Here is a 14,081-nt window from a genome sequence, read left to right as displayed (position 1 = left end):
CAAAAAGACCATGTGCCTTCAACAGGACACATGGTCTTTTTGTTTGCAAGAATCCGCTCACGCCGCCGCTAACCGGAGCAAGAACAGCTCGAGCCCGAGCACCTTGTCAATCTTCCCGCTCTTCATGCGGTAGTCCAGATCGGCCAGCTGCTGAAGGATGCTCATCAGCCGCCCGGTATCGAAGCGTCCCGCCTGCCCCGCCGCAATTTTGACCGCATACGGGTGCACGCCGATTTGCCCCGCGATCTGCTGCTGCGAATAACCTTGCTGCGTCATATCCTTGACCTGCAGGATGATCCGGAACTGCCGGGCGATCAGCATGACGATCTTGATCGGCTCTTCCTTGCGCCGCAGCAATTCAGCCAGCATTGTGAAGGCGTCTTCCATTTTCATTTGAACGATATGTTCGACCATTTGAAAAATGTCTTGTTCCACGGTTTTGGTGACCAGCTGCTCCAAATCGTCCGTTGTGATAACCCCGCCGGAGCCAATATACAGCGAGCATTTCTCCACTTCTTTCACAAGCGTCTGCAGGCTTGTCCCGGCGTATTGAATCAATTGCTCCGCTGCTCCCGGCGCGAACGAGAAGCCTGCCTTATCGGCCTGCTGCTGCAGCCATTGCGTGAGCTCCGCTTCGCCCAGCATCCCGCAGGGAACGAGCCGGTCGGCATCCTTCAGCGCCTTGACGATTTTCTTGCGCTCATCCAGCTTGTCCGCGCTCACCGTCAACACCAGGACGGTAAATTCAGCGGGGGCTTTCAAATAGGCGGTCAACCGGTCCATGTTATGCTCGACCTTCCCGCTTTCCTTGGCCCCGGTTAAAAAGGCGGCGCCGGAAGCCACGACCAGCTTGCGCTCCGCCAGGAAAGGCAGCGTCTCCGCCTCTTCGATCACCGCGTCGATCGGCGTCTCCGCCAAATCGTATCGCCCTACCGCAAACGCCCGCTGTTCGGGCTCGATCAAATGCTCGGTCAGCCGCTGCACGAACTCCTGGATCAAATAGCTTTCCGAGCCGTAACAGACGTAAACAGGCGCAAATTGGCCCTTCGCGATTTGTTTTAACGCTTGCTTGTACTCCATCTTCCGCAACCACCGCTCCCGCTGCTAGTTCTCGCTTCTCATCATAACAACAACAAAGGGATTACGTCAAAGCCGCAAGCGGTTCGACCTAATCCCTTCGCCCGACACCCATCTATATAAAACACGCCGAGCAGGCTCTAGAAACCTGCCAATCAAAGCGTGATCATAGACGCGTTCGAATTCAATTGTTCGTCTGCTACATATTATACGCAGCAGCCCCCGATGTGTGCGCGAACGTTTGTGATTTCTTCCTCTTCCTCAACGTGTATCCCGCGTCTTGAAACTAGCTTGTCAGTTCATTTTAACTTCCGTTTCCGTAACGGATTGTGCTTGCATATCGATCTCGAACGTCCGCTTCCGATCGGAAATTTGAACCGTATATATCAGCTTGTGAGAGCTCCATTCGACCAGCTCGATGCGAGCGGCATCTTCCCACCGGTCGAATTTGGAACGGTATACTTCCGCTTCTTTGGCGTCCCGAATGACCACTTGATTCGCTTCGACCCTCGCATGATAAACATTGTCCGATGAGGACAGCTCGTGCACCGCCGCAGGTTCAGGATTGATAGCCATAAAGCCGAAGCTCGGTCCGCCCTTCTCCCGCGGATGCAGCTCGGCCTCACCGTCTGCAGCTGAACCCGGTTTCGCCGCTGATGGGCCGCTCGCTTCGGAATCCGGCACCGCAGGCTCCTCCGTCCCGGCACTCCCGCCCGGCGTCTCATCCGCCGTTCCCTGTGAAGCCGGCGGCGTCGCCGGCAGCTGTTCGGACGTCCCCGCACCCGCTTGAGGCGCGTCATTCTTCTGATCCGGAGCCGATGGAGCCGCCTTGGTCGCATTCGGTTTACCGGTTGGCGCAGCTTCCCCGGCTCCCGCCGGATTCAGCGCCTCGGCCTGACCGTTCTTCCCGACCTCTTGTTCGGCCCCCTTCGCTTCGCCAGCTGCCGGGCTTCCTCCGCTTGAGCCGCCCGACGCTGCGTTCCCGTCATTGAGCACCTGTCCGGTTTCGTTTGCTCCGCCTGCGTTACCGGCCGGCTGCGCTCTCGGCGCCGCCGCTTGGTCGGCTGCGGCTTTCTGTTCCGCCTTCGAGCTCAAGCTCTCGGCCAAATTGCCCGTCGTCGATCGGTCCTGCTGGAAGATGAAAAACCCGAAGATCAATCCGGCCGCGACGACGCCGCCAAGCACCGGGAATGAAACCCACTCCCGTACCTGCTGACGCCAGCTCTCCATGCGGCGCGTTCGCTTCGGCAGCTCCCTAGCCGTCGTTCGCTCGGCGTCCTGCGAAGCCGATTCTTCCGTTGCCGTACTCGTCCAAACGGCCTCTCCGCTTCCGGAAGCGGCATCCAGCCGTTCAATCGATGGCATGATTGCATCTACCAAGCTAAACGGAGGGGTCACCTTCGGCAAATTTTCCAGCTCGGTCGATAAATTCACAAGACGTTCGAACAGTTCAGAGCAATCCGGACACTGCTGCAGATGCCCAAGCATCCGGCGGTATTCGGTTTCTTCGAGATCCCGATCAAGGTATCTCTGCATCAGTTCGATCACCTCTTGACACATCATCCCCGTACACTACCTTTCCTAACGATTCGTATATCCGTTGTTGTCCTGATGGTTCACATCGCGATCTATCCCCGTACCGCATCGCTGCGTTGCTTGCGGTTGTAATCCTTCAGTATGCCCTGCAGCTGCTGTCTTGCCCGGAACAAATACGACTTCACCGTATTGATCGGCAAATCCAGCGATTCCGCGATCTCATTATAAGAGAAGTCCTGCAAATATCTCAGGACGACCACGGAACGATGGTGCTCGGGGAGCTTGTCAATCGCTTCTCGGATGTCCTGTGCGATATACGTAGACATAACTTCGTCTTCCACCGTTTTATGGTCGGTAAAGCTCAGATCGTGCTGCTCAATGGAGATCGTCGGCTTCGTTCGACGGAACTTGTCGATGCAAAGGTTGGTGACGATCCGCTGCACCCACGTTTTAAACTGGGCTTTCTCTTCGTAGGAGTTGATTTTGGTATAAATCCGGATTAACGCTTCTTGAGCGGCGTCTAACGCATCCTGCTCATTGCCCAGAATGTAATAAGCGGTTCGATAGACGTGATTCTCAATTTCTCGCAATAGGGTAATTAGAGCGTCGCGATCGCCCATCTGGGCAGCCTTGATTAACTCTGGCGCTACCACTGGGATCCCCCTCTCTTGCAACCTAATAAACGGATTCGGTTGCAAAAATGTTGCAGCCTTGTCAACAATATCAGAATATCCAATTGTGGCTGACGGTTCTTAGACGCATGATTTTCCTATATGGACACATTTTTGCTGTTCTACTTATACGCGGCAGCACCGGTTTTGTTTCGTTAAACGCACAAACAAATAAGGACCCGGGCCACATCCGCCCGAATCCTTATAGATTTCATGTCTTAGCGCCCCTGTAAGCGCCGCTTCGTCACGCTTTCGCCGCCGATGCCCCAATTGTCCGTCTCCACCTCGTCGATGACGACGACCGTCGTTTGCGGATTTTTACCGAGCACATCGACGAGCAGTTGGGTGACGCCTTGGATCAACTCCGCTTTTTTCTCCGGCGTAACGTTTTCGTTCGTAATTTTGATATTCACAAATGGCATGCTTTTCTCATCCTTTCAAAAATTGCTTGGATTTGCGTTCCTTTAAGGGCGCCAGCAAAAAAAGCATACCGGCCGCGACAATGCATGCCGCTCCGAACAAAGCCGTCGCGTATTCGCCCGCCTCCGCGATCAGCCAGCCGGCCGCGCCCGGACCGATAAACTGCCCGGTTCCGTAAGCCGCCGTCAGGAGGCCGACCGTTCGTCCGCTCCGCTGCGGATTCAACGCCCGGCCCCAGGATACGGCCAGCGTCACAATCCCGATAAAGGTGCCGCCGAACAAGACCGCGCTCCCTATGACCCCTGCCGGCGTCGGAAAAGCTACAGGCAGGACGATGCCTATCGATTGTACGGCCAATGCGGCAGCAAGCGCATAACGGAAACCGAGGCGCTCGGCCGCATACGACCATACCCATCCCGAAGGAACGGCGGCGAGGCCGACAGCTACCCAGCTCCAGGAGGAAATCGCAGCAGCCTCGGGCAGCCGACCTGCGTAAGCGACCAGGAATGTACCGGTAACGATATAACCGAGTCCCTCTAATCCGTAGGCCGCAAGCAGCCGCCCATCCCATCCTTGCCGCAAGTCATAGCGCCTGCCGGCGGGAAGAGACGCAGGCGAGGACGGCGCCGTTTCCGTCCGCTCCGCCGGTACGTCGCGCAGCCAGCGCCAAGCCAGCGCGACCCCCGGCAGGCTGATCACGCCGAGCCCCCACCAAGAGCCCTTCCAGCCGAACGCTGCGTAGAGGAAGGGCACGGCGAGGCCGGCCAGCGTGATCCCTAAGCCGACACCGGTGTACAAAGAACTGACGGCCGCGGAAGCGCGCTTCTTGAGGGACCAAACGTCCATCACGAGACTTGAAGCGTAGATGAACAGGAAGGCGCTCGCCGCTCCGGAGACGAAGCGCAGCACGTGCCAGATGGGGATGGATTCCACTGCCGCCACGAGTGCGGTCGTAGCGACGCTGACCAGCAGCCACGACTTGATGGCGAACAGCCTGCGCCGCGACGGCGGATAGAAGGCCGCGATCAACGAACCGGCCAGATAACCCAAATAATTCGCGGATGCCAGCGTGCCGGCCTCCTTCTCCCCGATGAACCCCTGCTCCATCATCTGCGGCACAATCGGCGTAAAGGCAAATCTGCCGATCCCCATCGCTATGATCAGAACGAGGATGCCGCCGATCATCACTTTGCGCTCGCTTTGGTTGTGATTACGATTCCACACGACGCTATCTCCTTATACTCCCAAATCGGTGCAATATGTTCATTGTAGCCGATTCCTGTTATCATGAACAATAAACAATACCGATCGAGCCCATCAACAATTTTGATATCAGCACTAGACAGGAGCGTGGGTAATGCCATGGATATTTCGTTATTGCAAACTTTTCGTTCGGCGGCCGAATCCGGCAGCATTTCGAAAGCCGCCCAAATGTTAAATTACGCGCAATCCAACGTCACAGCCAAAATCAAGCAGCTGGAAGCAGAGCTGCAAACCCCGCTCTTCTACCGCCATAACCGGGGCATTACGTTGACGCCTGCCGGCCAAACGCTCCTCACCTATGCGGAACAAGTTCTCCGTTTGCTCGACGAAGCCCGTAAAGCGGTCCGGGATACGGATTCGCCGGCGGGTCCGCTGTCCGTCGGCTCGATGGAAACCGCTGCCGCCGTGCGTCTTCCAGCCTTTTTGGCCAACTATCATAGGCAGTATCCGAATGTCGATCTCATCTTAAAGACAGGTCCGACGGAAGAGCTCATCGAAGCCGTGCTGTCCTACGCTTTGGAAGGAGCCTTCGTAGCCGGCCCCGTCCGGCATCCGGAGCTTATGCAGGAGCGCGTCGTCGAAGAACGGCTGGTGATGGTAACCGCCGCTTCGCAAACTTCGACGACCTCCGCCGATCTTGCTCGAACCCGCGCCATCCTTGTGTTTCGCGGCGGCTGCACGTACCGGGCCGTCTTGAAGCATTGGCTGCTGGAAGAAGGGATCGTGCCTGTCAAAATTATGGAATTCGGCAACCTGGACGCAATTCTCGGCTGTGTGGCCGCCGGGCTTGGCGTCTCTTTACTTCCCGAATCGCTCGCCGCGAGCAAAGCGAGCGCCGAAGGCCTCATCCGCATTCACGCTATACCGGAGCGGCACCGCACGGTGGAAACCGTATTCATTTATCGCAAGGATGCGTATTACTCACCGGCTTTCCAGGCATTCGTCGCAGCGTTCAAGGCGCATTCCTTCTGAAAATAAGTAAAAACCGTTCTCCCCGATGGGGAAGAACGGTTATCGCGGCGCGATTGCCAGGATGCTATGAAGTTAGGCTTCCGAGCTTCCCTTCCAAGCGGCTGTACCACTCGGAGATCACGATGCCGCCTAAGATCAGCGCCACCCCGATCCACTGCGCCGCATCCGATGATTCCTGCAGCAGCAGGCTCGAGCAGATCAAGACGACTGGCAGCTCGACGGAGCCGAGAATAGCCGTCAACCCGGTGTTCAGCTTAGGCGCGCCTTTGGCGAACAAGTACGGGGGCAAGACCATCCCGAACAAGCCCAGCACGACAGCCCACCCCCACAGCCCGTGAAGCAGTGCGCCGTTCCAAAGAAAGTGCGGAGGATACACGATCGATACGACCAACGCCGCGCCGGCCAGCATCCAGGCGCTTCGCAGCGAGGGCGGCACTTCGACGGCCACTTTACCGCTGAAATAAATAAACAGCGTATAGCAGACCGCCGAGATCAGCCCGAGCGCAATGCCGAGCCATTCGACTTTACCGGCCAGCCGTCCTTCGAGCAGTCCGGAAGCGAGCAGCGTTCCGACCCAGACGACGACGGCGCCGGCCGCTTGGGGGCGTCCCGGACGTTTGCCGTGCAGCAGCCATTCGAGCGCCATCCCCATCCATGTAAATTGAAATAAAAGCAGCACGGCGAACGACGCGTCCAGATGCTGCAGGGATTGATAATAAAAGATGCCCGTTAATCCGGTAAATACGCCGCTGCCGATCATTTTCAGCATCGAAATGACGGAGATCTCCCGAATGCGATTCCAGTACCGGGCGGAGAGCAGCCACATCGCGGCACATCCCAGCAGCACTTGACTTCCTGTCACTTCCGCCGCCGTAAAGCCGCCTGCATAAGCCAGTTTCACGACAGTGGACAATACGCCGTAAGAAGCTGCGCCCAGAAGCACGTAAACGACCGCTTTCCAGCGATTGTTTTTCTCCATGATTGATCCTTCTGTAGAAATGTTCCCTCACCCACCCGCGAAGCTTCCTCCGACTTCGAAAGAACCCCACAAGTGAGAAATATAACAGAAAAAAACTGGGAAAACAAGAGAACTGCTGTCCGGGTAAAACAGGCTATACGTCATGATGCGCGATTAATGGCGAATTTGATTGACGATCACGTCGAAGACAGACCCCTCGATACGGATCGGCACGTCGTATGTTAGATGGAGTCCGTTGGACCATTGCACGTTGAACCGGAAAGTTTGGGAGCCTTGCGCCAGCGTGTACGGATGCTCGGTGTTCAGCAGCATTCCTTCGTACAACACCAGGAAGGAATCCCCTGTCAAATCGACCGATTCGCCGGTAGCAAGCAGTGTCGCCGTTACGGCCAGCGGCTTCGTCGAGCTTGTTCCGGTATCGGTCACATCTGCCGCCAGCACAAACGCTTCGCCCGCCCAGAACATATCCGAACCGCGAGGCTGCAGCGGAAACCTGGAGTTCCACAATTGCCGGTAGCTTTCCCACTCCGGGGTGTGGCTTACACGTCCGGCAAGCCCGAGCGGCAAGGCGTAGAACACGTACGTTTGCTGATACGATCCGCCGTTACCGTCATTCACAGTTAGTCGAAACGTATAGGTACCGCGGGCCAGCGGTCCGTGCGAGAACGCCTTCGGCTCTCCGGAAGGAACGCCGGACCATTGGATCAAATTCACGTAAGCGCCGCCGTTATAGCTGCTTTCGACTTGAACGTTCATCGAATCTCCGTCGGGGTCCGCGACCGCGACCGTAAACGTCGGCGTATCGTGCTCGTAGATCGGCGTGTCAAAAGCGAGCAAGCCCGTAGGTCCTCGGTTGATAAACATCCAAGCTTCCGGCGACCAGTCCGATGCTGTACCATATTGATTGGAATAGGTAAGGGTTTGATACAATCTCCGCCTTTTCCCCTCCACCACACCGTGCATGCGCGTTTCCGCGCACACGGCGTTCCATCTTCTCTTGGAAAGAAGACTTGGGGCTGTTCCTCCATACCTATTACAGGTACTTCATGAGTCGTGCCCCTGCTCTCACAAGGGTAACTGCACTTCGACTTACAGGTCTTATAGCAGCCGTCCCGAATGGCAGTTCGATGCATGGACGTCCCTTGCTTTCCTTGTTCCTTGTATCCTAGCTATCCTATGCAGGCCTTAGGTGCTGCCTCTGAGACTGTGGGCCGGATGCCGCCATCGTTCGGCATAGCGAATTTCCTATAGGACATTCGTACTTTTCGCCGCCCACACCAACGCAGGGTTGGTCCATATGTTTCCATATGTCAAGTGTATAGCCCCGTACATTCGGCAGTTTGTCAGACCGTTCGGTCATGCTCACCATAGCCTGCTTTTCAGCCGTCCGGCATATCGGTCCGCATACCTTCTCTTATCGAGCGGCTCCAGCTTACCTTCTGCCGACTTCACCTGGCGTCATACGGCAAGCGCTGCCCGCTTCCCGCATGCAGGAGTATTAACGAGATGGTTTCAGGAAACATGGATCCCTCATTCCCATCTTCGGATACAAAGTTGGATTTGATATCAAATCCCCGCATTTCCCGTATGGCACGGTTGTAGCGGAACAAGTCGCACATCCCACACTTTCACTCTCACACGCAGCTTTTGACCGGCAGGGAGATCTTCATTAAAATTGTAGCGGTTCGACACACTTGTGGTTCCGACACAAACGCCTCCCGACCATCGCTGACATACTTTACCGCTGTCTTTGATCGTGACGGTCTGATCGGCATTTGTAATTTGGAGCTGCATGTACATATAGGTTGTTCCAGGATCAGAATCGGTTTGGGCAAATATAAGATCGGGTCGTACTGTGTTTTTCAAAGTCGGGCTGCTTTCGGTTCCCCACGGATCGCTCATATAGGCGGAAGGCGGGCTGTTCGTCGACATCCAGCCGATGCCGCTCCATGGAGAGGCTAAATTGCCGTCATCGACAACTTGCACCTGCGCTTGATATTTCCTCCCCATCACCAGCGGTATGTCCATCGTCCACGCCCAAGATGTGTTTTGCGTGTACATGGCTCTGTTGGAGAGACATTCGATACAATTCCCCCACTCGTCTTTTACTGTTAGATTAAAGACGCTGAAGGTCGTATTCGGATCAGGGTCCCACTGGTTCCAAGTGATGGTCGGTTTCAGGCTTACCGGCGTTGGTGAAGCATAAGTGCCTGTCGGGAAAGTTAAAGCAACGGCAGGCGGGTTATTCGGTGCAGGCTCCAGCCAGATGAAAACCTCGTGCCAATCGCTCCAAGCCCCATATTCGTCCTTGACCGCTTGTCTGACCGTATACCAACCCCATTCTGTCGGCCTTGACAGCTGACCGTTGATCGTCGCGCCGCTTGGGGTCGTGTAGGTCCGTTTGTACTCGATAACTCCTCTGTTTGTGCGGTAATCGATACCGGTAGCTTCGGTCGAGTAATTCGACGGGCTAAGCCATCTGTCAGGGTCGTAGGATGCATCCTGCCATGCCACGCTTTTATCCGCATTGATTGTCAACGTAAAGAACGAAACCGGCCTGCGATGTATCGTGACGTAAGTGCTCGACAAATCCGAGTATTTGCGGTAAGCAGCAAATGTATTGTCCGGATACTTGTAACCAGCCGGGGCCGGATCGTCGGGGATCTGATAATCGATTTTGTACGTCCCGACCTTATCCAGCACTGCATAAGGTGATGTTACCGTATGGCCGTTTAGCGATGAGATTCCAGAGTAACCATCCCCTGCATCTAAAAATTTATTCGGCTCGGTGTGCGTGTAAGTCCATCTTGTCATGTTTTCAATCGCAGGGTCATTCTCTAGATCTGAATAGCTTTTGACATAATCGAGCTGCGTCCCTACGATGCCGACATTTTGAAGCTGGTTGTTGTTACCGATGTACTTCGTTGTTGAGAGCCCTTTAATAAGCACATAAGACGTTTCCGAGAAGGGCCCAAAAGAACCGCTAGTAAAAGTCGAATCTTGCACATCCAGCAATGGTACGCCGTTTATGTACCCCCGGATACGATTGCCGTTCAGTTTGATTTTCATGTCATAGTAATTACGATATGAGATCGCATACCCGACTTCGCCAAGCGTTGTTTTTACGCCATTTACGATTTTTACGATCCGTACCTTATCTGCGGCTAACTCCAACCTGTACATATTGCGATGGTCAGCCATTCTTGCAGAAATACCCACGGAAGGTTCACTTGCAAAGTTGTTATAGTTGAATTTGACCTTTTGTGAAATTTCCCCGTTATCCAATGTTTCGGCTTCGTTGTAGAACTGACCATAGTTGAAAGATTCAGCGCCTATAGCGGGTGGAGTAAAATCGGTCTTGCGCACCTCGACGGAGGTGCCACTAGTGCTAAGGAAGTAAAGCTTGCCGTCCTCTAACATAATCGGCGCAACACCAACAGGGAACGTAGAATCGGAAAGTTCTTGCCTAATCAGCTGGTTACCCCTAATGTCGAATAAATAATAAATAGGATTGGTAAAGTTACTCCCGGAATAATAGAATTTATCTACCAAAACTATTTTTCCATCTCTAGCTACCATGATTCGATTGTCAGGCATAGGATAAATATCCTTTTGATTAGAAGGTACGTACTCTTTATCAAAAGCATTATGGCCTGTTTTTTGGGGTAAACCTATAGCTGCTTTTGCTTTTAGATCATAAAAATTGATGAAGATATCATAATGGATAAACGTCCAATCCTCTGTCCTGGTATGCGTGAAATAAATCATCGTATCCCCGAAAAACTTGATTCCTTGAGCATCGGGCAGACTGGCAATCAGCTCACCGGAGGGTCCGTAAATCTTTTTGGCGGTTTTGGTTCCCTCTTTGACAACGGAATATTTCTGTACCGCAGCTTTCTTTTCCGGTGGCGTATAGAATACATTGGACGGCGGTGGTGTGGGTTGAGCGAAATACCCTATAGTTTCCGCGCTTTGCCATATGGGGGAAGGCATATTACTCGTCCCGGATGCTCCCGCCATCGCCAAATCTGAAATTCGGTATACCAAATTTGTTACTTTCCACACCGATAGACTATTTTCAACTGTTTCGTATTTTGACACATACCAAATACGATCCTGCTCTACATCATAAGCTCCAATTTGAGTGTGATAATTGCTGCTCCATCGAGCGGCTTGGTAGTACCCTGTTCCAGCCCACTTAGGATTTGTAAAATATATGTTGTCCCAGGCTTTTGCTTCAATCAAATTTGGGGAGATAACATTAGGTGCACAATATTGAGGTGCGCAACTAAAGGAATACTTTGTAAAATTGGGCGCCCCAACGGACGGAGTATGCAAATCAACAGGTGCCGTAGGAGTTTCTAAAGCGTCCTCCCCGGAATTGTATACATATTCCTTATTTGCTTTTACACCCTCATAAACGGTCGAAGTTTTCCAGTTATTTATGAGATCAGAAGTCGAATAGCTTTTGGTTACGATTTCAGGCGGGAAGAAGTCGGAACCTTGAATGTAAAAACTAGCTTCCGGCGCTTCGTTCACAACCTCGAACTGAAAATCTTTCTGGTCCGATTTCTGATACCCAACCCCCTCTTTAATGAAAATGCGAATGTTGTATTTACCTATCTTAGTTGGCGTGTAAGAGAAGTTTCCTGCTGCGTCTGTCGTTACCGTCCATGAACTTTCTCCAGAAAACGAACCATCATTGTTACTGTCGTAAGACATGGTGAGCGTATGCACACTTATTGGGTCATCATCCGGGCTGTACGAAGTATCCTTGAAATTAATTGCAGATCCTCGAATACCGTACCCAGGATTATTCAGTCTTGCCACAGGCGGCAAATCTGGTTGTACATTTAAGGTTGCCTCAGCCGGTGATGTAGATCTGATTCCGCCGCTATCTACAACCGACAAAGTGATAGGATACCCTCCGGCTGTAGGGTAAATAGCTTGTTTACCGGTCCAGTCATACTGTACAATCGTACGATCTTTACGCGGCGAATAGCTGTCCGCGCCACTAATGTCCGGCGTAAATGGTCTGCCCTCAATGACCTTCGGCGGCAACGTGATAACAGGTATTGGCGGCGGATTCTCCGGCACTACTTTCAATGTAACGCGCTTGGGTCCGGTTACCGCGCCGCGTTTATCGATGGCCGTGACCTCGATGGTGTGTGTGCCTTCGACATCGGCAACAAACGGACCAAAGTGATCGCCATAATCCCAAAGATCATGCTTTCCCTTTAGACCTCTGATCCATGCACTGGAGCTGCCCTCCCAATTCCAATAATAGATGACGGGATCTCCATCCGGATCATACGGGGTTTTAGGGTTTGTCGTAGGATCATTTACCACGCCCAGATCAACCCTATTTCCTACAATGACTTCTTGTATTGGAGGATAACCAGCGGTGTTATACCCTTGGAAAAATGAACCCTCAAACACAGGTGGACTGTTATCCGGATCCTTCGTTATTTCGAACGTCTGGGGAGTAACTGTTTTTATTGTCCCGCAGGTACTCTTGATTTGCATGGCAACGCTAACCGTTCCTGCCCCCATGCTTTTCGGGTACGGTGGCCCCGCGAAATTTACGGAATAGAGATAACCGTTTTTATATGTCTGAGTCAAGCTGCCTTGAGTTAAGGTATAGCTCAATTCAGAAAGTGAACAGCCGTTTCCTCCTGTAACCGTGACGTTTTTGTTGTTGATTAAATTGCTTTCGCCGAATTTCATTGTGGTCTTTTCCAATACGAGTTCGCCAGTTATTACTTCCGGTGGAGAATCTTGATCACATGTTGCGCTCGGCGTATAGGTTTCAATGATGACATTATTATCTTCTCGATCCTCTGAAATGATATTTTCGGAATCAAACGTAATCGTTATAGATTTAGCAACGGATGATGAGAATGTATAACTGAACGTTCTTCCCCATTTCAAGCCGGTCGTATAAGTCCCATTGAAATCATCCGTTCGTAAAACGGTAGAATCGACCTTGATTTGAACCTTAAACGGCGTTGAAATATCTTGACCAATCACTCGAAACGAATATTCAAAATTAACGGTATCCCCGGCTATAAAGCAAGCTTTGTCAGCGGTTAGCTTATCTGCTACGATGTCAGGCTTGGTTGGTATTTGATACGTGATGTCAAAGTAGCCTTGGTAAAGATAGGTTTCCCCTTCCCACTCGGTGTCTACCTTCATCATGTAATTTCGAAGCTCCGCATGTTGCTTGCTGGGATCGGGGAAAGCTTCAAAATCGACTCCATTACCTTTAAGTGCTTCTGATAAATGTCGAAATACTTTAACCATACCTTTGTTATTTGCAGATGGCCCCCAATCGAAAGGGGTTGGAAGGGGAACAGGGCGTGAAATATTTTGTGGACTTGCTTTTGCTATCCTCACATTAACTACATTACTACTAGCTATTGGAGTATCAAAGCCTATACCCCCCTTTGTCTCATAAAAATCTGCGGGCGGCTCCGCTTCATATGCAGCTGTAGCTGCTGCTCCCCTCCCGTTCCAATCAGGGGCTATGCCATCCGTACCATTGTACCGCAAATCGCGGCCATTAAGGGGAGGAGCCGAATCATAGGATTGGGGAGTGTTTGATGCCAAAGCTTGATCGGGTTGACGAATATATCCGGTCGAAGGTATTAATCCAGGATACTCACTTGCCCCATCACCGTTCGTATCCGTTGACGAGTCAGCATCAAATTGCCATATCGCTGTTTTTTCCCCTTTATGCTCCCATCTTTTCCCGCTGGGCAGCCTATAGATGTAATGACCCGGATTTGTATCCATTCTTCCGTAAACGGTTTGCTGTTTACCGTCCAAATTATTAATGGACAAGTTATATCCGTTTAAGGTTGCGACCGAGGATTTATCAGCGCCATGAAACATAAACTTCCACGATGTGATGTTACCTTTAACTAAAGAACCCACATCCACATTTACGGATTTTCTGGTATCCTTTGAATGCATCATAGGAAGTTCGGCACTTGATCCCGTTGTGTTGGAGCTGGAAAAATCAACAAAAACTCGAACGCTCTGCTCTGTAGCGGCGTTTGCAGACGGAATCAAATCCAGCGGAAGACAAGAAGTCACAAAGGTTATAAGAACGATATAACGTATCGCTTTGAATATAAGTTTTTTATAAGCCATTGAAATAC

At 52.3% G+C, this 14,081-nt stretch carries 9 protein-coding genes; 1 reads left to right on the top strand and 8 read right to left on the bottom strand.

The features are described 5' to 3' along the window. Positions 1 to 57: 57 nt before the first annotated feature. The 5 genes from holA to FKP33_RS18830 form a co-directional block, all read right to left on the bottom strand. Entirely contained in the window at positions 58 to 1,080 is a 1,023-nt protein-coding gene (gene holA / locus FKP33_RS18850) for a DNA polymerase III subunit delta (protein ID WP_141336054.1), read from the bottom strand. A 291-nt stretch (positions 1,081 to 1,371) separates the two neighbouring features. Further along, positions 1,372 to 2,613 carry a zf-HC2 domain-containing protein gene (locus tag FKP33_RS18845; protein WP_181410210.1) on the bottom strand — a complete coding sequence of 414 codons (1,242 nt, stop codon included), beginning with the start codon at positions 2,611 to 2,613 and terminating at the stop codon, positions 1,372 to 1,374. Between the two features lie 92 nt (positions 2,614 to 2,705). After that, the gene (locus tag FKP33_RS18840) at positions 2,706 to 3,266 is read right to left on the bottom strand and encodes an RNA polymerase sigma factor (protein ID WP_054796708.1); all 561 of its coding nucleotides are present in this window, start codon (positions 3,264 to 3,266) and stop codon (positions 2,706 to 2,708) included. A gap of 236 nt (positions 3,267 to 3,502) precedes the next feature. Next, the gene (locus FKP33_RS18835) at positions 3,503 to 3,706 is read right to left on the bottom strand and encodes a 2-hydroxymuconate tautomerase family protein (RefSeq protein WP_127606919.1); all 204 of its coding nucleotides are present in this window, start codon (positions 3,704 to 3,706) and stop codon (positions 3,503 to 3,505) included. Positions 3,707 to 3,713: 7 nt separating this feature from the next. Then, positions 3,714 to 4,928, bottom strand: a complete 1,215-nt coding sequence (locus FKP33_RS18830) for a YbfB/YjiJ family MFS transporter (RefSeq protein ID WP_141336052.1) — start codon at positions 4,926 to 4,928, stop codon at positions 3,714 to 3,716. A gap of 138 nt (positions 4,929 to 5,066) precedes the next feature. Between FKP33_RS18830 and FKP33_RS18825 the strand changes: the two genes are divergently transcribed. Next, positions 5,067 to 5,939, top strand: a complete 873-nt coding sequence (locus tag FKP33_RS18825; protein ID WP_054796710.1) for a LysR family transcriptional regulator — start codon at positions 5,067 to 5,069, stop codon at positions 5,937 to 5,939. A 64-nt stretch (positions 5,940 to 6,003) separates the two neighbouring features. On the opposite strand, the gene FKP33_RS18820 is transcribed toward FKP33_RS18825, so the two are convergent. From FKP33_RS18820 to FKP33_RS18810, 3 genes are all read right to left on the bottom strand, one after another. Continuing rightward, positions 6,004 to 6,918: an EamA family transporter gene (locus FKP33_RS18820; protein ID WP_141336051.1), complete on the bottom strand. Its 915-nt coding sequence runs from the start codon at positions 6,916 to 6,918 to the stop codon at positions 6,004 to 6,006. Between the two features lie 153 nt (positions 6,919 to 7,071). After that, a complete protein-coding gene (locus tag FKP33_RS18815; protein ID WP_181410209.1) occupies positions 7,072 to 7,782 on the bottom strand; it encodes an Ig-like domain-containing protein in 711 nt (236 codons plus the stop codon). A gap of 702 nt (positions 7,783 to 8,484) precedes the next feature. Continuing rightward, positions 8,485 to 14,073 (bottom strand): hypothetical protein, encoded by a 5,589-nt coding sequence (locus tag FKP33_RS18810; RefSeq protein WP_141336050.1) that lies wholly within the window; start codon positions 14,071 to 14,073, stop codon positions 8,485 to 8,487. Positions 14,074 to 14,081 lie beyond the last annotated feature (8 nt).

The organism is Paenibacillus sp. tmac-D7, assembly GCF_006519665.1.
Classification (GTDB): Bacteria; Bacillota; Bacilli; order Paenibacillales; family NBRC-103111; genus Paenibacillus_G; species Paenibacillus_G validus.
This window is presented reverse-complemented; position numbering and strand designations above follow the sequence as displayed.